This window comes from Ruegeria sp. BG6, from assembly GCF_056538465.1.
Genome location: NZ_JBQFTB010000010.1, coordinates 56,832 through 78,095, shown reverse-complemented (window position 1 = coordinate 78,095; position 21,264 = coordinate 56,832). Strand labels below are relative to the sequence as shown.

The following is a 21,264-nucleotide window of genomic DNA, read 5'->3' as shown; positions in this document are numbered from 1 at the left end:
CCCGAGATATTTGGGCACAAAAGAAGAGATCGGCTTTGGGAAAGGACACAAAGCGCATGAAGGATCTGACGCAATTCTGGGCGGACGCGCTGCGTGCGACCTGGGGGATCGAAGCGAGGCTGACCCGGCTGGACGGCGAATACGATCTGAATTTTCTGGCCGAAGACACCAACGGACGGGACTACGTTCTCAAGGTGATGCGGGCCGGGTTTGAGGCCGAGTTTGTGGACCTGCAGGTTCAGGCATTGCGCCACATCTCATCCGAGGCCCCCGGCTTGCCGTTCCCGGCGGTCATCCCGGACCTGACCGGTGGATTGCTGCCCGAAATCCCTGACGATCAGGGTCAGCCGAGACTTGCCTGGTTGCTGGAGCGTCTGCCGGGCCAGTGCTACGCCAAGGCCGCGCCCAAAACCGACGAGCTGATCATGAAGTTGGGCCGTGTTCTTGGAGCGACGGATCGAGCTCTGGAAAAGTTCGACCATTCAGGGCTGAGCAGGGAGCATTTCAAATGGGATCTGACGCAGGCCCGGTGGATTTCCGGCAGGCTTGAGGTTGTCTCGGATCCCAACCGGCGTGCGCTGCTGACCGAAATCTGTGATGGGTTCCATGAGGTATCCGGCAGGTTGGCCGCAATGCCCAGGCAGGCCATCCACAATGACGCAAACGATTACAACATTCTTGTTGAGGGTGAGCTTGGACAACGCCAGAAGATCTCGGGCCTGATTGATCTGGGCGACATGTGTGCGGCGCCGCGTATCTGTGACCTCGCAATTGCCGGGGCCTATATTGTTCTGGATCATCCCAGGCCTGAACGCGCCCTGACGGCGCTGGTGCGTGGCTATCACGCCGCCAACCCGCTGCGCACCGACGAAGTCGACCTGATCTGGCCGTTGCTGCGGATGCGTCTGGCGGTGTCTGTCGTGAATTCAACTCTGATGGCGGCTGAAAACCCGGATGATCCCTATGTCACCATCTCACAGGCTCCGGCCTGGCGGTTCCTGGAGAACACATCCGTCAATGGCGGTCTGATGCCCGCCCGCCTGCGCGCGGCCTGCGGGCTGCCGGTCACGGACGGGGCCGAGCGTATCCACGCCTATCTGTCCGACCACCGCGGCCAGTTTGCACAGATGTTCGGGCAGGATCTGGCGGATGTGCCGATGGGATCGCTTTCGGTTGAAAACTCGACATGGCCGCAGAACCCGTTCCATATGCCTCTGGAAGAGGCCGCCCGCGTGGGCGCCGAGTTCGGCGATGGCCTGTGGCTGGGGTATTACAACGAGCCGCGCCTGATTTATGCCGAGACCGGTTTCCGTAAGGGACCTTGGAAGGCCTCGGACCGGCGGACTGTTCATCTGGCCGTTGATGTCTTCGCGCCCGCCGGAGCCGTGCTGTATGCCCCGATGAGCGGACGTGTTGAAGTGGTCGAGAACCGCGATGCCCATCTGGACTACGGCGGCGTTGTGATCCTGCATCATGAAACCCCTGAAGGCGATCCGTTCTATACCTTATATGGTCACCTGGATCCCGAGGTCTGTGCGCGGCTGAAGCCGGGCGATCCCGTCGCACAGGGCGCGGCCTTTGCCCGCCTCGGGGATGCCAGTCAGAATGGAGGCTGGGCCCCTCATGTGCATTTCCAGCTGGCCCTGACCACCGCCGGGATGGAGGCGGACTGGCCCGGTGTCGGCGACCCGGACGAGATGTACCTGTGGCACGCAGTCTGCCCGAACCCTGCGGCAATACTGAACCTGCCGGACGACAAGGTGTTTTATCGCCCGACCGACAAACAGGCGATCCTGCGCGGGCGCCAAGACCATTTCGGTGGCAACCTGTCGCTGACCTATGACGATCCGGTCATGCTGGTTCGCGGCTGGAGGCATCATCTGTTCGACGAGTGGGGCCGCCCCTATCTGGACGCCTATAACAATGTCCCCCACGTGGGTCATGCACATCCCCGCATTCAGGCGGTCGCAGCGGACCAACTGAAGCGGATGAACTCGAACACGCGCTATCTTCACCCGGCCCAAACGGCATTTGCCGACAAGATTCTGTCGAAACTGCCGGATCACCTCGAGGTCTGCTTCTTCGTGAACTCGGGGACCGAGGCGAACGAACTGGCCTTGCGGCTGGCGCGGGCGCACACGGAGGCAAAAGGGATCGTAACGCCGGATCACGGCTACCACGGCAACACCAATGCGGCTGTGGCGATCTCGGCCTACAAGTTCAACAAGCCCGGCGGTGTGGGGCAGGCGGATTGGGTCGAACTGGTCGAAGTGGCCGACGACTATCGAGGTTCATTCCGACGTGACGATTCCGACCGTGCCGCGAAGTTCGCAGACTTGGTGGACCCCGCGATTGCTGCATTGAAGGCCAAAGGACATGGGGTTGCGGGCTTCATCGCGGAAACCTTCCCATCGGTCGGCGGCCAGATCATTCCACCCAAGGGCTATCTTCCGGCCGTTTACGAAAAAATTCGGGCCGCAGGTGGCGTTTGTATTGCGGACGAAGTGCAGACCGGCCTTGGCCGGCTGGGCGAGTATTATTTCGGCTTTGAACATCAGGGGGCACTGCCCGACATCGTTGTCATGGGCAAACCCATCGGCAATGGCCATCCGCTGGGCGTTCTGGTCACGACCAAGGAAATCGCGAACAGCTTCGACAATGGCATCGAGTTCTTTTCGACTTTCGGCGGTTCGACCCTGTCCTGCCGGATTGGGAAAGAGGTGCTGGACATCGTCGATGACGAGGGATTGCAGGACAATGCCCGGAATATGGGTGTACGCCTGATGGACGGCCTGCGCGGGATTGAGGCTGATTTTGGCTGCGTCGGAGATGTACGCGGGATGGGTCTGTTTCTGGGCGTCGAACTGATCAACCCTGACGGATCGGAAGGAACCGAGATCTGCAAGTTCGTCAAAAACCGGATGCGGGATCATCGCATTCTGATCGGAAGCGAGGGTCCAAAGGACAATATCCTGAAGATTCGCCCGCCGCTGACGATCGAGGCTGAAGACGTGGACATGATCCTTTGGGCCTTGAGAAGCGTTCTGAGCGAAGTGGGTGATTATGCACCCACCCCAGTCTGCGATCACGACCACCATGTTGGTTGCAGTTGCTGCTGAATTCAGAAGAACCCCGCTGCGCAGCGCGGGGTTCTCTCATCATTCGGTCTCTTTCAATGTAAAGTAGCTGCCGGGGTATGATGCCCCGTGTTGGGCAACGGAGCCGAGATGGTCATTCGGCGCAGCGCCAGCCCAAATTCTTCGGACAGACAGACAAGCGCCGGTGCAAAATCCGGCCTGATGATAAGCGAGGCCATCATCATCGCATCCTCTCGCGCCCCTTCGGATGCGGCAGCAATCATCTGCGCAAAGCAGTTTTCGTCCGCACCCAGGCATGCGCAGTTCAAGCCGTGGCGTATCAGAGGTCGGCGCCCATGGTTGGCGCACAGCGAGCACAACCTGTCCAAGGTCAGCATTGCGGCGCGACCGTGATCATTACCCAGAGCGATTTCAAAATCGCTTGCGGCATCAGCGCGGCCGTTGGCACCGTTTCCCCACAACCGCAGATACATGACGGCTCCTGCTTCGACCGGACTCAGATCCGCCAAATGTCCAACCGTTGCCCCGCCGCGCGAGGACTGCGCGCTCATTTCGTGAGGATCAGTTTGCCGGCGCGGGTGATACGCAGCGTGTACAGCTGGTCCCCCAACTCGATATGAGCCAGATTTCCACCCTTGGTCAGGTCTTCCGCCTTATGAGCTGGCAACATGGAAACGGCATAGGCCTGGCTTGGATTCGGGTTCTGCATGTTCATCGGGCAACTCCGGATAGGTTTTGGCAAATCGTCTTGATCTGATTGCGTTTTTCAACGATCTGGCTGACCCGAAGCCGGGTTGGCTGACTGTCTGCGCCTTAATCTGATTATTTTACTCAGGTTTGTCAAGCATGTGCCTTCACATTTCCGAATAACTGTTTGATTGCGTCGGGCCGGGACACCGGGTAGGTCTTGGAACGCATTGATACCGGTGGACATTTCTGTGACTGCAACCCTTGTATTCGATCTGGATGGAACCCTGCTCGACAGCCTCGCCGACATTGCGGCGGCGGCAAACCGAATGCTGGATGATGTCGGTCATCCACCGTTGGAACAGAATACCATCCGGCAATTCGTTGGAAACGGCCTTCCCAAACTGGTCGAGCGGGTCATCCACCATTGCGGCCTTCCCCTTGAACAGCATTCCGACCTGACACAGAGAACCCTGGCCCACTACAACGCCGCCAGCAGCGTCCACACCGTTGCGTATCCCGGCATGATCCAGGCGCTGCATGCGCTTAGCGAAATGGGCTGTGCGATGGGTGTATGCACCAACAAACCCGAACGGCCCGCCCGGCACATCCTGGAAGCGCAGGGAATGTCAGGTTTCTTTGATGCTGTTTTCGGTGGCGATACATTGAACATACGCAAGCCCAATCCGGCCCATCTTAATGCCTGCTTCGAAGCCCTGCCCGACACAGGACCGCGGCTGTTTGTCGGAGACAGCGAAGTTGACGCTGAAACGGCGCGCCGCGCGCAGGTGCCTTTTTTGCTTTTCACCAATGGTTACCGGAAATCGGCCATTTCGGACATTCACCATGATGTCGTGTACAACGATGCATTGAAACTGCCCGCGCTTGTCGCGCGGTTGGCGACTGGTCAGGCCGGAGATCTGTAAACTTTCCTAAAAGGGGTAAGGGGCCGGCCGAGGGGGTAAGTAGCCAGCCCCTTCTTGGGGGAAAAGTGGTTTGGTCTGTTTAGACCCGGTATCTGAAATACATAATTAACGATTCGCGGCTGACAGCGATATTGGGGGATTCCCGTAGGATCCAGTTTTCACGCCCATGAACACCGATTTTCCTGACAGAATGCGGCTCGAGGATTGGTGGACAATGCCGCAGATACTTGAGTGTATCTGGCCTGGATTTCCCCACTGGACTGGCCGGATGCACCCCGCAGGCAAAGATCGGATTGACACCTCAGCCCAAATCATGAATGTGCCACGGGGTTACAAGACAACCTGAGGGTCATGACGTCAGCATCACCTGTCACGGCAGGACAAGCGCCGAGTATCGTTGGCAATCAATTGCGGTGATGTTAGATTGAGAGCAGAAACGAAGAAAATTTCGCTCAACCTGACAGTTTGGCTGAATCGTGTATCGGCCCACTAATATTGCAAGATTACAAATAGTTGGCCTATGAAGGGGCGAATTCATGAAAGTGCCGCACAGTTCAGACGCAGGAAACACTTCTGGCTGCTGCAACGTTGTCGTGCCCGTTCACCGGGAACTGACGAACACGGAAATGGCGGCCCTTCTGCACAATGTCAGGATACTGAAGTCACACGATGTCACCATTCTGGGGCCAGACGCCCTGTGCGATTACCTGGAAAACACGGTCACAAAAAACGTCCTGCGGGAAACGGAAGGAACAGCGCGGACTCTTTGCCTGTCCGATTCCCATTTTGTCAGCATCGACTCGTACAACCAACTGATGATCAGTCAGGAGTTTTATGACCAATTTGCTGATTTTTCCTACATCCTGATTTGCCAGGTCGATTGTCTGATCATTCAGGATCATCTCGATTCCTGGACCGCGCATGGATATTCCTTTGTCGGAGCGCCGGTTTTTGACGGGTACAGCCAACCAAACCTGCCGTATGACTTCACGGGTGAACTGAACGGTGGATTGTCCCTTCGCAAGATCAGCGATTGCCGTAGGGTGACGCATGAGGCGCTTTTCCTGACTTGCGCAGGTGCCGTCAGAATAGCCAACAAGGTTGGTGCCGTGGCCCTGGCAAACCTAGTGCTTCGTCTGTTCGGAAAAACAATCATTCCCGTAAAACCCGGCGTGAACGAGGATGTAATCTGGACCAGCCTGGTGCCGCGTTATTTCAGCGGGTTTACAATTCCCACGCCGATGCAGGCGTCGCGGTTCGCGTTTGAAGCCGCGCCGGAATACCTGCTGGAATGCAACGACGGGAAGCTGCCATTTGGCTGCCACGCCTTCCAAAGATACGGCAGTACGTTCTGGCGCAAATATTTCCCGGACGAGTATTTCAGCGCCGACCGGTAATCCGGCCCACGCAATCTTCATCGGTCTTTAAAACTCGCGGATCGGAAAGCGATGGGACTAGTCCACCAGATTGCGCAGGTATCTTCCGTATGCCGTTTTCCGGAACAATTCCGCGCGCTTCAGAAGCTGCTCCTGCGAAATCCAGCCGTGTTCGAACGCAATCTCTTCCGGGCACCCGACCTGCTGACCTTGCCGGTTCGACAACGTGTGCACGAAGTTTCCGGCCTCAAGCAATGACGCATGAGTGCCGGTGTCCAGCCAGGCATAACCGCGCCCCATCTGCCTGACGCGCAATGTTCCATCGTCCAGGTACGTCTCAAGCAGGGACGTAATTTCAAGTTCTCCGCGTTCCGACGGCTTGACCTGCCGCGCACGCTCTGGCGCGGTACCGTCCAGAAAATACAGTCCCGTCACGGCATAGTTCGACGGCGGCACTTTGGGCTTTTCAATGATGCTCTGCACTGCGCCGGTCGCATCAAAGCCAACCACGCCATAACGTTCCGGGTCGGCCACGCGATAACCAAAAACAGTTCCGCCTGTGCTTTGCGCATCGGCCTTTTGCAGTTGGGTCGGCAGACCATGGCCAAAGAAGATGTTGTCCCCCAGCACCATCGCCGACGGCGCGCCGTTCAGAAACTCTTCGGCCAGCAGATAGGCTTGCGCCAGACCGTCCGGCGACGGCTGGGTGATGTAGGTCAGTTCCAGACCCCACTGGCTGCCATCCCCCAGCGTGCGCTGAAACTGGTCCTGATCCTGGGGCGTGGTGATGATGCAGATCTCGCGGATTCCCGTCAGCATCAGTACCGACAGCGGATAATAGATCATCGGCTTGTCATAGATCGGCAGAAGCTGTTTGGACACACCCATCGTGATCGGGTACAGACGGGTGCCCGAGCCGCCGGCCAGAATGATACCTTTACGGTTCGTCATGATGAAATCTCTTTGCTGTTCAATACGTCGCGCAGGCCGGCCCGCCAATCGGGGCGTTCCAGACCGCAGGCAGACAGGCTGCTGCAGTCCATTCGCGAATTCAGGGGCCGTTTGGCCGGAGTAGGATAGTCAGAGGTCGGAATACCCGTAACAGTCACGGACCGACCGGCTTGCGAGAAAATCTCGCGCGCAAATCCGGCCCAGCTGACGTCCGGTGAACCGCCAAAATGCAGGGTTGCGCTGTCCATCTCACCAGCCATCAGGCGGTCGGCCAGATGCAGGCAGGCCCGCGCGATGTCAGCAGCCGGGGTCGGGCCGCCAATCTGATCGTCTACAACGTTCAGCGCATCCCGGGTTTCAGACAGGCGCAGCATGGTTTTGACAAAGTTGTTGCCATGGGCCGAGAACACCCACGAGGTGCGCAATATGGCGTGACGGCAGGTGCTGGCCCCGATCGCCGTTTCACCAGCCAGCTTGGTGCGGCCGTAGGTGTTGATCGGGTTTGTGGTATCTTGCGGCCGGTGCGGGGCCTCACCCGAGCCGTCAAATACGTAATCGGTCGAGATATGCACCAACGGAATGCCCAGCGCGGAACAGGTCCGGGCAATGGCCCCAACCGTCGTGCCGTTGACGGCCATTGCTGTCTCGGCCTCATCTTCAGCTCGATCCACGGCGGTATAGGCTGCGGCATTGATCACCGCTTGCGGCCGGTGCGTTTCGATGGCGGCCTGGCACTGTTCCGGGTTGGTCAAATCCGCTGCATCCCGGCCAAGAAACACGATCTCGCGCTGGCCCGCATTCAGGGCGATTTCCTGGGCGACCTGCCCGGTTTTTCCAAAGACAAGGATCATTTTCCCGTCCCCAGTCGCTGGCCAACGCCGTCGCGATATTGCAGCGCGCGCCACCAGTCTTCGTTGTCCAGATACCACTGGACGGTTTTTTCCAGCCCTTCCTCGACGGTTACGGACGGGCTCCAACCCAACTCATTGCGAATGCGGGTCGGGTCTATGGCATACCGTGCGTCATGGCCGGGGCGATCGGTTACAAAGGTGATCTGATCTGCGTAAGACCCGCTGTCTTTTGGACGTTTGCGGTCAAGGATTTCGCAAAGGGTTTTGACCAGTTCCAGATTGGTGCGCTCGTTTTCGCCGCCGATGTTATAGGTGCGGCCCACCTGCCCCTTTTGCACCACCAATAGAAGCGCATCCGCGTGATCTTCCACGTACAGCCAGTCACGGATGTTCGAACCATCCCCGTAGATCGGCAGTGGCTTGCCCGCCAGAGCATTGAGGATGATTACGGGGATCAGCTTTTCAGGAAAATGGAACGGCCCGTAATTGTTAGAACAATTGGTCAGCACGACCGGCAGGCCGTATGTTTCGGCCCAGGCGCGAACAAGGTGATCGCTTGCCGCTTTCGAAGCGGAATAGGGCGAACGGGGATCGTAGGACGTCTCCTCGGTGAACTGAACCTGCGGGTCAGCAGGCAGCGAGCCATAAACCTCATCCGTCGAGATGTGGTGAAACCGGAACGCCTCGGGCTGACCCATACGTGTCCAGTATGCTCTTGCAGCTTCGAGCATCTGATAAGTGCCCGTGATGTTGGTTTCGATGAAATCGCCCGGCCCGTCGATCGACCGGTCAACATGGCTTTCCGCCGCCAGATGCATGACCGCGTCCGGCTCATGTTCTGCAAACACCTTGTCCAGGGCTGCGCGGTCACGAATATCGGCCTGTACAAAACCGTAATTGGGGTGGTTGGTCACACTGGCCACGTTTTCAAGACACGCCGCGTATGTCAGCGCATCCAGGTTGACCACGCTGTGGCCGTCACGAATGGCCTGACGAACAACTGCGGATCCAATGAACCCGGCCCCGCCGGTCACGAGAATTTTCATTTCTGACCTTCATATACAAACGGATTGTCCAAAGTCGCCAGTGTCACGGCCGCTTCATCCTTGGCGCTCAGCACAGGATCAATTTCCAGCTCCCAGTCTATACCGATATCGGCATCGTCGAACCGGACCGAGCGGTCGCAGTCCGGGGCGTAGTAGTCCGAACACTTGTAGACGATCTCGGTGTCCGGCTCACGGGTGACGAAACCATGCAAAAACCCGGCCGGAATCAGCAGTTGCTTGCCGTTCTCGGCACTCAGTTCGACGCCCACCCATTTCCCATAGGTCGGGCTGCCCTTGCGAATATCGACGGCTACATCAAACAACCGTCCGCGCCCACAGCGCACCAGCTTGTCCTGCGCGTGAGGCGGTGTTTGCATATGCAGCCCGCGCAGCGTTCCCACCGTTGCAGATACCGAATGATTGTCCTGAACAAACTCGAAGTTCAGTCCTGCATCCTCCATGCGTTTCCGGTTCCAGCTTTCGGAAAAGAAGCCACGGTTGTCGCCAAAGCGTGCTGGCGTGAGGATTTTCACACCTTCTAATGAAGTATCTTCTATCTGCATCAAAAAACTTCCTGCCGTTTCAATCGCAAATGTTCGGTTTGTCGATTGCCCACCCTCTAACCCGCTTGATGTGGAATTACCACCACGCGCACGCGGTTTCGGCAAGAACCACCTGACTGCATCAGTTGCAATCTGTTTCACCTGTGCAAAACTGTCACCTGCCCGAGACCGGGTGGTTACAGAATTTTGGGGAGTTCCGATTTTGCCCGTATCTGCTCGACTGAGCCTGTGTTTTTTCATGACTTGGCAGTCTTCGGCTTGGGCAAGCGACGCCCAATGGCCCCCAATTCTGATCGACCCATCCAGCCAGTTGCACGGCCCTGCGGATCTGGTCTTACCGATGCCCTGCGGCGGTGGAATGGCCTTTCAGAAGGTCAACGTGCCGGTCGATATCACCCGCCCATTGTCGGACCGACCCTTTCGTATGGGGCAGTCTGACGCCGATACCGCGTTCTCGGACTACCTCAAGCCCACCTATCTGCGCGGAGCATTCGACGACCCCGATAACAGTGTCAGCTACTATTATATCGCCCGGTACGAATTGAATGAGGCCCAGTACCGCGCCATTAACATCGATTGCGACGGCGGCTTCAAACCGGTCGAAGCCAGGGCCAAAGGCGGATTAAGCTGGTTCGAAGCCGTTGATCTCTCGCGCGCCTATTCCGAATGGCTGATGCAGAACGCCCGCGACAGCCTGCCCCGGCAGGGTGACCGCACCGGCTTTCTGCGGCTGCCGACCGAACCTGAATGGGAATATGCCGCCCGTGGTGGCGCCAAAGCAGACGCCTCGGTATTTGCTGCCCGCAGGTTTTTTTCCGAAGGGACATTGTCCGATTACGCCGCCTATCTGGCGCCCGGCAGCGGCAGCACTAAGCTCAGCATCATCGGAGCGCGACGGAAACCCAACCCGCTGGGCCTTCTGGATATCTATGGCAATGTTGAGGAACTGATGCTTGAACCGTTCCGCCTGAATGCCATCGGACGCAGTCACGGCCAGTCTGGCGGACTGGTCACGCGTGGCGGTTCGGTCGATCAGGAAGACACGCAAATCTACACCGCGCGCCGCAATGAATACCCGATGTACAGCAGTCTAAATGGACAGGCTCTGGCCGGCGAATATTTTGGCGTCAGGCTGGTCATCAGTGCCGCCGTGGTATCCGAAGACCGCTATGACGCGATCCGTGATGGCTGGACGCAAGAGGCTGATCGGTCCTCGGAAGAGCAATCTGACCCACTGGCGACCCTGAACGCGCTGTTGGAAGAGGAAGTGGACCCCCGCCGCAAATCTGCCTTGGGCGATCTTCAGCTGGAATTTCGCATCGCGCGGGAACAGGCTGCGGAATCCCTGTTTCAAGCCGCAAAATCCACGCTTCTGAGCGGGGCAGCTTTCGTAGAGACCTTGATCGAAGGCAGCCGCGAAATTCAGCAACTGGAACGGGACAGCCTGCGCCTGCTGGACACGATCAAGGTCACGGTCGGCAATCAACGCACCCAACTGATGCAAACATTGAACCTGAACCTCGACCGGCTGGATGCCTTGCGGGCAAGCCGGGATACGTACTTGCTGTCTTACCGGGCAACGCTTGAGACCTTGGGTTCCGACGTCGAAGCAGAAATCCGTGAACGCGCCTATGAAGGGCTGGCGCAGGATCTGGCCCAGGCGGAACAGGCTCAGCTTTTGACAATGCTCAACCGGTTCTGGACGGATATGGGGCTTTATCTTGAAGAACCGGATATGGAGAAAGATCAACTGCTGCAGATCGCTATTCAGTAGGGCAAACCTGTGCGGTTTGTGGACCCATTCATTTGACTGAGCAGCCCCCGCAAATCTGAATGGCCAAAAGCTGTTTCGCGCAAAATTCTGGACCTTCTCCGTTCCTCGGCGACCTAATGCATGATTGCGCTGTGGGTCAGACTTAAGGCCAAAAAACCGAAGGCTAAAATCAACTCTTTGAAAAGAAACAGCAAAGCTCGAACTTCCCTCCGATCCTGAGCGATAACATTTTTTGTAACGGGCTATTTTGAACGGCACTGGCTAGCGTTGGTCCCAGATAGTTTTTTGCTTAGGGGGTCGACAATGGCACGCAGTATTTTCAAACACACGCTGGGCGGCGCATTGGCCGCATCCATGTTGATGACAGCATCGGTTGAACGCGCAAACGCGGGCGCGAAGGAAGTGATCGGTGGAATAGCGATTATTTGCCTCGCCAACCCATCTCTTTGTCGCGGCCCCAAAAAGCCGATTGGCGGCGGCGGAGGTGGCGGCGGCATCAGCCCCGCACAGCGAGAGCAAAACCGCGACGTGCAGAACGCCTTGAACACATTCGGCTTTCCGGTCGGAAACGCTGACGGTGTATTGGGCCGCCGGAGCCGCGCAGCCATCCGCGACTATCAGTATTTCATGGGCGATCCCGCCAACGGACGCCTTTCCCAGTGGGAACGGGATACATTGATCAACGCATGGCGCAAGTATCAGGCTGGCGCGGGCAACGCATATCCACGACTGATGGCCGCCGAAGGCCCACGTGGCCTGCTGAAGCTTGAACGCAACCCCGGCTATGCTGGGCATTATGCCGACGGGCAGCAACCGCAGCCATACCCATCGCCACAACCCGAAGACGGCCACATTGTCGCTCCGAACAAACCGTCCCCGCCACCTACTATCGGCGAACTGCCCAAACGCATAGGAACACCCGTCAAATCTGTGGCCGCGCGCTGCGAACTGGTGGATGCCACCTCGAAAATCCAGGGCGGACTGATCCACGCGGACAATGTGACCGATCACCATCAGGCGCTGAGTGAAAAACTGTGCGAGGCACGCGGGCTTGTCATTACTTTGGGACAGTCCTCGCAGTCACATTTCGCGGTTTCCGAAACCGAAATGACAGAAATCTGCAATCACATCAAAGCCACATTCTCGGGCACGATCAGTGCTTTTCCCGGAACGCCGGTGCAGTCCACCCTGGACAGCGCGCGGAATGCGAATGCTACGCTTGGGCTGAACATGCCTCAGATTGCCAGGGACTATGGCGAGATCTGCACTGGAATGGGGTATCGCATGGATGACGCAGAGATGGCGCTGGCCGGTGCCCTTTCACTGACCGCATCCGGCCACGCTGCATATGGCGAACTGGTTGGCCACCACCTGCGGGAAGGTTTCGGCACCGCCGAAGCTCCGAAGGCGTCGGTTGAGTGGTACGCGAACGCGATGACGGCACTGGAAAATGGTGCGCCGGCAGTGTTCATGGCCAGCGCCACACAGGATCGCATCAGCGTAATCCGCAAGGCAATGCAAATCGCGGAAACGCAGGCTGCACTTCACGGTGTTCCCGTAAATGCCCAATGGTCGGCAGGTAATTGACGATTTATCGAGATACTGTTTCGACATTAAGGGTCATTACGCCTGAATTGTCGAAGTTTTAGGGCGCCATCCCCACCCTCGGCGTCCTAAAATTATTTGTTTTCAATGCTCAATTGCATGGGTGCAAACAGGTGACATTTTTTGTAACATGCACTGAATCACATGTTTAAGTAAGAATAGCGATATAGATTTTGGGTAAGGAGGTGACTTAAAGATGCCACGTCATATTTTAAATAAATCCGTCGGCGGCGCATTGCTGGTCTCCCTGATGATTACCATGGGCGTCAGCCGCGCAAGTGCAGATCTGGCAGATGTGATTATCGGTGGCGGTGCCGCTGTGATCCTTGGGTGCGCCACAGGCGCAATCAATTGTAACAAAAACAAAAAACGTAGCCAAACGACGACCACGCGCCGCTCGACTGTGAATTCTGCCCAGCGGCAGCAAAACCGTGAGGTTCAGAGCGCGCTCAACGGCTTCGGCTGGAACGCGGGAACGGTCGACGGCGTGATGGGAAACCGCAGCCGTGCTGCGATCCGTGACTATCAAGGTTACATGGGATACCCCCAGACCGGCCAGCTTTCGGATTGGGAACGTCAGAACCTGGTCAATGGATGGCGGCAGTATCAGTCAGGTGCCGGTGGTGCCTATCCACGCACGATGGCTGCTGAAGGCCCGCGCGGATTGCTGAACATCGGTCGTGACCCCAACTATGCCGCACGTTATGGCGACAATGCCGGGCCGAACTACGGTGCAAATACTCCCAATTATGGCACCAACAACAACGGCACTGTTGACCCGTGGGCCAACAATGGCACTCAGGCCGCAGCTGCGCAGCCCCTGAACCAGGTACCACGCCAGCAGGTCCCGCAGGCGGTCATTCCCGACCAACCCCAGCAGGGTGGCGGTCAGGTTATCGGCAATGGCGGCACGGTGCCAAAGCTCAAGCCCCTGAAGCCGGTTGGGCAGCCCACTGTATCCGCCGCTGCGCGGTGTGAACTGGTTGACCAGACAACGCGCATTCAGGGCGGTGTGGTTCAGGCGTCGAACATGACAGATCCGAACCAGGCGCTCAGCGAAAAGTTCTGCGAAGCACGTGGGTTTGCCATTACGCAAGGTGGATCGCTCGCGTCGCAATACGCGGTGTCCGAAAACGAGATGACGGAGCTGTGCAGCCAGATTGCGGGTGGGTATTCCGACGTCATGTCCGGCCTGCCCACAACGGATCAGGCACAGGTCATGCCGGCGGTGCAATCGACCGCCACGCAACTGGGCCTGAGCGACGCCGCAACAATGGGTGTATATGGCCAGATCTGCCTGGGCATCGGTTATCGTCTGGATGATGCCGAGATGGCTCTGGCTGGCGCATTGACAATGATGGCTGCGGGTCAGGCTCCTTACGGAGAGCTGATTGGGCACCACCTGCGTGAAGGGTTCGGTGTGCCGGCGACCCCTGCGGCAGCGGTTCCGTGGTATGTGAACGCGATGGATTCACTGGAAAGCGGTGCAACGCCTGTTTTCGTCCCCAGCACGACAACCGAACGGGTTCAGGTCATCCGTTCTGCACTGCAGGTACAGAATCAGCGTGCAGGAAACAACGGGCAAAGCTTGCCCAGGGTGGTTCCGGTTGCAAATACGCTGCCGCTGCTGACGCCCAAGGACTAAGCTACAACTGCCAGAAAAAGCAAATGGGCCGCCTGATCAGGTGGCCCGTTTTCTTTTGTGGCGCAGGTCATCTGTCAGCCTGCGCCAATCATCAGGAACGGGGCCCAGATCGACGGGTGGGAATTGGGCAGCTGGGTCTGATCGCGGCTCGTGTCGTCAAAAAGAGCTTTCATCGCCAACCTCAGCGACTCGGCCTTGCTGATCTGATTTTGCGAGGCGGTCACGGTGCGGGTAATCAGCGCCTCGGCGGCGCGATCATCTACGCGCCAATGCGAGACAAGCATATTGCGCGCGCCAGCCGAGAAAAAGCCCTGAACCAACCCCCCCAGACCTTCGCCGCCGATGGAATCTTCCCCTGCTGTGTCGCAGGCCGACAGAATGACCCAGTCAGCGCCAATATCGAGCTGCGCGGCCTCGGAGGCGGTCAACAGGCCATCGCCAGTGAAACTTCCTTGCGCCGGGGCAGTCGCGTCTGGCGTCAGCGCCAATGCGGGTTCGGCCAACCCTTCGAACGCGCCCGACAACAACCCATGCGTTGCAAAATGCAGAATTTGCGCCTGCGCCAGTTTGCCTTGGTTGTTGAGCGCAACGATTTCCGCTTCGCTTGCTGAGGAACCCAACCGAATGTCGCTGCGGGTCTCTCCGAACAACCCTGCCAGCGTTTCAACTTCGCGCCGGGTGCCCGGCAAACGCGGAAGCGCGCGTACTGCGGTTGCTCGTTGCGAGATCGATCCGCGCATAACGACGTCTGTCTGAGGCAAGGCCGCCAGTTCCGCCCCCTGAAACGCAGGGTCGCCAAATCCGACATATGCCAGCCTGGAGGCTGGTTGCTCGGGGACCCGGGGACGTTTTCGCAGGTTTTCAAGGGCCGCGACGGACGGCACAACCCGCAGCGCGCGCTCATGCCCCAACCAGCGTATTTCGCGCAGGTCCCTTGCGGTGCGACGGTCCTGCAAATGTCGGCCCGGGTCATCCACGATCAGGGCCGCGAAAGGTATGCTCAGCGTTTCACCGTAGGGGACCAACGTCCAGGTCGACTTGGAACCAATCAGATCAGCTATTTCCGGCGATCCGAAAAACGTCTTGTGCAGTCGTTCTGCGGCATCGAAAGCAAACGGGGCGGCATACCGCGTCGCTGCGGCGCCCGACGCGCCCTGCACGTTGGCAAGCGGCGCCCGCAATTGGGCCATCTGCTCTGGCGACTTCGGGTCAAGCGTACGCTGGAGATCAAGTATGTCCTGCACCAGAAGGTTCCACTTCTGAGGCAATTCAACCATCGCCGCGCCGTCCCGGGTCACGGCAAGAACCAGCCCTTTGATCCCTTTCTTATGCGCGCTCTGGGTTGTGGCTGTCAGGATCATGATCACAGCCTCATCCGGCGCGATTACCTCGCGCTGGATATGGCTCATCGTCAGCGGCGCAGGGATTTGCCATTCGAAGTATTCGGAAAACTGTGCCGACATCCGGGACCGCAAACGGTCCAGATCCGAATTCTGAACATCGTTCCCGACCCGCTGGGCCAAAGTCGCATTCTGCCATTGCGCCGCAAGTTGCACCAGATCGGGGTTTTGCGCCTTGTCCCGGATCGCCGCACGGGCCACAGCGACAGAGGCGGGGCCGTAACCCGCCAGTTGCATGGCCTCAAAGGCCATCTGAACATAGCGGTTCTTCTCCTGCTCACTGCCGGTTTCGGCAGCCTTGAGCGCTGATGAGGCGAACAACTCACCATACACCTGGCCAATCAGGTATACCTTTGCCCCGCCCGCTATCCCTTCCAGCCATTGAAACCCGCGCAGATAGTTCAACAGGTCGACTGTTCCATTCTGAAAGACGGCTGCCGCAGCAGAGAATTGACCGCCTTTGAGCAGTGCTGTCCCATGCGCGTCAACCAATCGGTAGTTGATGTCCAGATCGGGTATGGAACCCGTCCGCTGTTCTCCTTCCCGCTTTTCGATCTGGTTTCTTATGACTGCCAGCGCGGTTTCAATTTGTCCGGCTTCTTGCAGGAAAAAGGCATAGTTGAGTTGTGATGCATAAGCCTCAAGCCGTGTGCCTTGCGCTTCCTCTGCGTCGGCCAGTCGGCGCAGCATTTCCAGATCAGAGGCCGTTGGTGCCTTTCCCGCCTCTGTTCCATCCCAGAACGCAAGCTCCTCCTTGGGTCGATCCAAGACAACATTGGCCTGAATTTCCTTGTCCTTGGCCTGCAGCCTGCGGGCCTGGACTTGCAGGGTTTCGCGGTGATCCGGTCCTAGTTCGCGCGTCAGGATATCGATGGATCGGGCATATAGCGGCTTTGCCGTTTTGAAGTTCTGGCGGAAATTCACCAGGTGATCGGCCACTGCGAAATAGACCTGGGCCTTTTGTCTTTCGGGGATCGCAACCGAGTCCGAAACGATTAGTTCAAGCGCCGCCATCATTTTGGCCTCATAACTCTCGAACTCGAGATTCGCCAGATCATGTCCGGCCAGTACCAGCAGCGCGTCAAGACGCAGAACAGGATCTTCACTCGACAGGGCGTCCTCAGCGACTTGCCGGTTCAGTTCGATAGCCGTGAACTTCCGCCCCTCCGCGCGTTCGATATCCTCCAGCGTTCGGCGCGCCCATTGAATAACCTCGTGACCCTCAGGCAGTTTGCGCTGCGCCGAGGCAAGAACGTCCTCAGTAATGGATCGCGCCTCATCCAGTCTGCCAACACGCTCCAGCGCAATTCCGTATCGCAGCCGCGCGTAAAGGTGGGACTCGCTGTCAACCGCGTTTAATCTTTTGCCCAGTTCAGACGCTTCTCGTGTGGGTTCAAGCGCTGCTTCATAGGCTTCCATCGCGTTCAGGGTATTGGCCAAACCGTTCAACGCCACTTGCAGCTTGCGGCCTTCCGTGTCGTGTTCCCGCGCGATCCCGACCATGTTTTCAAACATTTGCCGGGCGCCATCCAGCTGGTTTGTATCCAGAAGAATTGCGCCAACCAGAATACCGGTGTCCAAACCCGCAGCGCTGTTTGTAAAACCTAGTTGCTCAAGATCCTGCAGCAGCTCTGAGCTGATACTCAGCGCTTTCTCGTGCTGTCCGAGAAGCTGCAGAAGACTTCCGTATTCATAGCGGACATACAGCCCGTCTCGCTGAAGCCACAGGCCCTCAATCCTGGCTGCTTCGACCGATTTGGTGTAGGCGCGCAATGCGTCTTCCCTGTCGCCGATGCCGAACAGGATTTCTCCTAGTATCCCATATTGTGCTACCCCGTTCCGCCCTTCGGTACGCAGGCCCCGGTCGATCATGGGTTCCATCTGCCTGACAAGTTCCCGGACCGTGGCATGATCCTGTGCAACGAAGGCCTGACCAGCTCTGTTTTGCAGCGCTTCCAATTCGGCAGAGTTCTGGTTCTGGGCGACGACCGGCAGGGCCAGAGCCAGCAATAGCGCGAAAACAGCGCCCGACAGGCGGATGCCGGTCAACCCGGCGCCTCGCAATCCTGATGGGGCGACTGTGGAACAAACAACGCGACGCGCCCCTGACTGCCGCCGGCATTCGTGATCCGCAACGTCGCGTTGACGCAACTGTCGATCCAGACATCCACCAGCGCTGCAATCCCTTCAATGCCGGTCTGCGGGCTGATGTCTGCGGCGATGCTGGTTCCGTCCGAGCCCACGAGTTCAACGTCGATATCAGCCCCACCAGACCCGCGCCACAAGCGGGCCTCGATCCACGTTACTTCCGAGCCGACAAGAAAAACGTCCGTTTCATGAGTTTGTCCGGGCGCAAGCAACAGGTCCAGACGGGCGGCGCCACCAAGCTGACCGCGGGATCCGGTTTCGAGAACCGCGTCCAGCAAATCCGCTCCTCCGGGCATGTCACGCAGCGCGTCGGCCAAAGGCAAGACCGAGAACGGATCCTCCGGGTCCAGAGTGCCGCCTTCCTCAAGCAACACAGCCAGACTGCTGGCAAGGGCCTGCGGTTCGTTTGCCTCAACGGCCCATTCTGCCACAACCAGGGCGCTTTTGCGCAGGTCGGCCGCCTCGGTCGATCCACCCTGACCAAGGAACATCAGGCTCAAAACAGTCAGAACCGCAATGTTGATTTTACTGCGCACCGCGTTCGGCCCCCACCTCTGCAACGGTTTTCAGCGGAATAATAACGGCACCGCTTTGCTTTATTACAGTTTCACCGACGGAACGGGTTTTGGCCAGCCCGAATCCGGCATCGGTCAAAAGCGAGGATAACGAGTTGGCGGGCGCAGACCGTGTTGTGGGTGGCGCGCGTTCGTCTTGTAAATAACGAAAATCGACCGGGTCCGACCCGGGCATGCCGCGTTCGGCCAGGATCAAAACATGCATCTGACCAGTAGCCAGCACTGCCCCATCCGGCCCACGCGTAGCTTCGGTATAGCGCAGGGTATCGGTCTCTCCTGCCCCTATGCGCCAGCCGCCTTTTTCGGCATCCCTGTATCCCGACAGGAAATACACCTTATTGTCCGGCGCGACATAAAGGGGCGTCAGATCAACCGGCCAGGGATTGCGATTGTGAACGGAGACCAACACTGTGTCACAGTGGCCAACCTGCAGGATGCCCTGAGGTGCGAACTTCGGCTCAACCTGAACCGCCAAAGCCTCCTGACATACAAATTCTTCGTCTGCTTCACCGGGGATGCGACGGGCACTGGCGGTGATCCCGTGCGACAAGGGGCTGGTCTGCAATATCGCCGCAACCGAGATCAACGCGCGCGACTTTGCGGCCTGCTGCAACATCTGCTCCAGCAGAGGCAATTGGGTCGCATCAAACGGAACAGACAGCGCATCGCGCGCACCGTCGGGAACGGGGTGCAGCACCAGCCGGTCCTTATCGGCGACGATTTGAATGTCCGGATCGTTCTGATCAAGGCGCAACCGTGGCTGCAGGTCCGAGATCATCTGAGCAATCTGCTCCTCAAATTGCGAGCCAGCAGATAGCAGCGACAGCCCTACTGCCAGCGAAAGATCTGTCGGGCGCGAAGAAACCTTTGCGGCCAGGCGGGGCGCGCGGTGCTGAAGCCAGCGCATTCGGAACTGTTCGGGGTCCAGACCCTCGGCTTTGATCTTCTCATCCAGTGTGGCGCGGGTGGTTTCCGGAAGCGGTGCGGTGGCTTGGGTCAGCGTCACTTCGGTTGGCGACACATCGAACAGCAAGGCGCCATCGCTGTCCTCGACTGAAAACACCGTATCTGTCGTAACGCCATCGATGACACCAGCCTCGACAACAACGAGGTCCGAGATGAAAACGGCAAACCGGTTCGGCTCTCCGGCACCCTCAGAAAGCATGGGCTTTGTACCCAAAGCCCCCTCAAACCGCGGATCTGCACGCCCCCAGCCAATATCCCAGAGCGTCGCGGAAACCTGTCTGGCCAGTTCTGAATATGTGGGGGCTTCGGCACTTCGCAACGCACTGGCCAGCGCCCATGTCAGCAGACCATGAACCGTTGGCGAACCCGGCGGTTTCAACTCGTAGGCCAATGATCCAGCCTCGGCGGCATAGAAGCCGGTAAAGTGACCGGGTGCGAGAGTACTGGCTTTCGACAGGTCCACGAGTGGTTCGGCAACCGGGCTGACTGTCTTGACGGGCCTCAGATCGACAAAGCGCGCAACGGCTGTCTCACCCCGCCGAAAGCTGCCGGAATGACAGGTATCCGCAATCAGCCACACATTCGCCCCGGCGGCGATCATCCGGTCTATTCTGGCCCCGATCTCATCGTCCCGGACAACATTGACCGGCGCGTCATCGGCATCAAATGCAAAATCCGAGGGCAAGAAAACCTCATCCAGCCCGTCCACCTCGGATGTGTCCAAACCGGACGCAATCTGCGCACCGTGGCCCGCCATGTAGATCGCTATCTTGTCGCCCGTCTGCGCCTCTGCCGCCAGCCCATCCAGCGCGGCCAGAATATTGGCGCGTGTTGGGGCGTCGACAGAAACACCTTCGGTTTCAATCAGTTCTGGCGAATCTGACAGTACCGATATCTGTTCCGATGGAATACTCTTGCCAGCAAAAACCTGCGTCATCAGCGCCACGTCCGGGCCCGGTCCGGTCAGGACGCCACCCAGACGGGTCAGATCAGCAGTGTAATTCATCACGCCAATCAACAGTGCTTTGCGGTCAGGCCCAGCGGCGGAGGCACCGGCCGACAGAAGACTGGCTACTATCAGAAAAACGCGGATCATGGCTCTACAGGCCGGGTCTCAATGACGACCCAGTCAGGACCACCCGGCACGTGATTGATTTGTATCTCACCTTGCAGGTCTGCAGGCACACAGTCCCAGTTCTGCGCCTCACGTCGGCAGGACGCCCCCGACGGACCAAACACCTGCCGCGCTGAGACGCCTGTTGCGGATGCAAAAGATGCAACACCCTGCCCCTGTGGCGGTTCGAACCGGCTGCCGCCTGGGACAATCCAAACCGTGTTTCGCAAAGATTCAGGCGAGGTATTGCTAATCAAACGATCAAACCGCTCACCCAGCTCTTTGTCCCCTCGCATCAAAAACCGCGCCTCGGCCTGATAGCGGTTTCGCAGTTGCATTGCGGTTTCGCCTTTGGGGGCGTGTGCGGAAACAATCTCGAGCGCGGTTAGCAACAGGGGCGCGTTTTCAGTTGATACGGCCCAGTCGGCAAGAACCAGACCGGCAGAGACCCGTGCTGCCGCACTGTCTGGTTGTGCCTGCATTCCCGTTGGCAGGACGATCACAAGAAAGGCTGAAAACACTTTTGCCTTCATCATGGC

General features: G+C 58.3%; 16 protein-coding genes. 6 read left to right on the top strand and 10 right to left on the bottom strand.

Annotated elements, in window-relative coordinates:
- Positions 1–56: 56 nt before the first annotated feature.
- A complete protein-coding gene (locus ACR0JW_RS16850) occupies positions 57–3,119 on the top strand; it encodes an aminotransferase class III-fold pyridoxal phosphate-dependent enzyme (RefSeq protein WP_170682190.1) in 3,063 nt (1,020 codons plus the stop codon).
- 53 nt (positions 3,120–3,172) lie between these two features.
- Here ACR0JW_RS16850 and ACR0JW_RS16845 read toward each other — a convergent pair whose 3' ends face one another.
- Together ACR0JW_RS16845 and hemP are read right to left on the bottom strand one after the other, a co-directional pair.
- Entirely contained in the window at positions 3,173–3,649 is a 477-nt protein-coding gene (locus ACR0JW_RS16845) for a hypothetical protein (protein ID WP_170615876.1), read from the bottom strand.
- Positions 3,646–3,813 (bottom strand): hemin uptake protein HemP, encoded by a 168-nt coding sequence (hemP, locus tag ACR0JW_RS16840; protein WP_170615874.1) that lies wholly within the window; start codon positions 3,811–3,813, stop codon positions 3,646–3,648. Before hemP ends, ACR0JW_RS16845 begins: the two co-directional genes overlap by 4 nt.
- A gap of 223 nt (positions 3,814–4,036) precedes the next feature.
- On the opposite strand from hemP, the gene gph reads away from it, so the two are divergent.
- Complete coding sequence (gph, locus tag ACR0JW_RS16835) at positions 4,037–4,711, top strand: phosphoglycolate phosphatase (RefSeq protein WP_170682191.1); 675 nt, start codon at positions 4,037–4,039, stop codon at positions 4,709–4,711.
- A 536-nt stretch (positions 4,712–5,247) separates the two neighbouring features.
- Positions 5,248–6,108: a DUF5672 family protein gene (locus ACR0JW_RS16830; protein WP_170682192.1), complete on the top strand. Its 861-nt coding sequence runs from the start codon at positions 5,248–5,250 to the stop codon at positions 6,106–6,108.
- Positions 6,109–6,165: 57 nt separating this feature from the next.
- On the opposite strand, the gene rfbA is transcribed toward ACR0JW_RS16830, so the two are convergent.
- The 4 genes from rfbA to rfbC are packed head-to-tail and all read right to left on the bottom strand — an operon-like array spanning position 6,166 to position 9,498.
- On the bottom strand, positions 6,166–7,038 hold the full coding sequence (rfbA, locus tag ACR0JW_RS16825) for a glucose-1-phosphate thymidylyltransferase RfbA (RefSeq protein WP_170682193.1): 873 nt from the start codon (positions 7,036–7,038) through the stop codon (positions 6,166–6,168).
- Entirely contained in the window at positions 7,035–7,889 is an 855-nt protein-coding gene (gene rfbD / locus ACR0JW_RS16820) for a dTDP-4-dehydrorhamnose reductase (RefSeq protein WP_480714230.1), read from the bottom strand. Before rfbD ends, rfbA begins: the two co-directional genes overlap by 4 nt.
- On the bottom strand, positions 7,886–8,935 hold the full coding sequence (rfbB, locus tag ACR0JW_RS16815) for a dTDP-glucose 4,6-dehydratase (RefSeq protein ID WP_170682195.1): 1,050 nt from the start codon (positions 8,933–8,935) through the stop codon (positions 7,886–7,888). Before rfbB ends, rfbD begins: the two co-directional genes overlap by 4 nt.
- Complete coding sequence (gene rfbC / locus ACR0JW_RS16810; RefSeq protein WP_170682196.1) at positions 8,932–9,498, bottom strand: dTDP-4-dehydrorhamnose 3,5-epimerase; 567 nt, start codon at positions 9,496–9,498, stop codon at positions 8,932–8,934. Before rfbC ends, rfbB begins: the two co-directional genes overlap by 4 nt.
- A 238-nt stretch (positions 9,499–9,736) precedes the next feature.
- Here rfbC and ACR0JW_RS16805 point away from each other — a divergent pair, with 238 nt between their 5' ends.
- The 3 genes from ACR0JW_RS16805 (at position 9,737) to ACR0JW_RS16795 (ending at position 14,522) form a co-directional block, all read left to right on the top strand.
- A complete protein-coding gene (locus ACR0JW_RS16805; protein WP_480714229.1) occupies positions 9,737–11,272 on the top strand; it encodes a formylglycine-generating enzyme family protein in 1,536 nt (511 codons plus the stop codon).
- Between the two features lie 303 nt (positions 11,273–11,575).
- Entirely contained in the window at positions 11,576–12,859 is a 1,284-nt protein-coding gene (locus tag ACR0JW_RS16800; protein ID WP_480714228.1) for a peptidoglycan-binding domain-containing protein, read from the top strand.
- A gap of 214 nt (positions 12,860–13,073) precedes the next feature.
- Positions 13,074–14,522, top strand: coding sequence for a peptidoglycan-binding domain-containing protein (locus ACR0JW_RS16795; protein WP_480714227.1), 1,449 nt, complete (start codon positions 13,074–13,076; stop codon positions 14,520–14,522).
- A 74-nt stretch (positions 14,523–14,596) separates the two neighbouring features.
- Here the strand turns inward: ACR0JW_RS16795 and ACR0JW_RS16790 are convergent, their stop codons facing one another.
- Genes ACR0JW_RS16790 through ACR0JW_RS16775 form a run of 4 tightly spaced genes read right to left on the bottom strand, consistent with a single transcriptional unit; the run spans position 14,597 to position 21,261 of the window.
- A complete protein-coding gene (locus ACR0JW_RS16790; RefSeq protein ID WP_480714226.1) occupies positions 14,597–17,971 on the bottom strand; it encodes a CHAT domain-containing protein in 3,375 nt (1,124 codons plus the stop codon).
- On the bottom strand, positions 17,968–18,606 hold the full coding sequence (locus ACR0JW_RS16785; RefSeq protein ID WP_170682201.1) for a hypothetical protein: 639 nt from the start codon (positions 18,604–18,606) through the stop codon (positions 17,968–17,970). Before ACR0JW_RS16785 ends, ACR0JW_RS16790 begins: the two co-directional genes overlap by 4 nt.
- A complete protein-coding gene (locus tag ACR0JW_RS16780; RefSeq protein ID WP_170824699.1) occupies positions 18,596–20,707 on the bottom strand; it encodes a caspase family protein in 2,112 nt (703 codons plus the stop codon). Before ACR0JW_RS16780 ends, ACR0JW_RS16785 begins: the two co-directional genes overlap by 11 nt.
- A complete protein-coding gene (locus ACR0JW_RS16775; RefSeq protein WP_170682203.1) occupies positions 20,704–21,261 on the bottom strand; it encodes a hypothetical protein in 558 nt (185 codons plus the stop codon). Before ACR0JW_RS16775 ends, ACR0JW_RS16780 begins: the two co-directional genes overlap by 4 nt.
- Positions 21,262–21,264 lie beyond the last annotated feature (3 nt).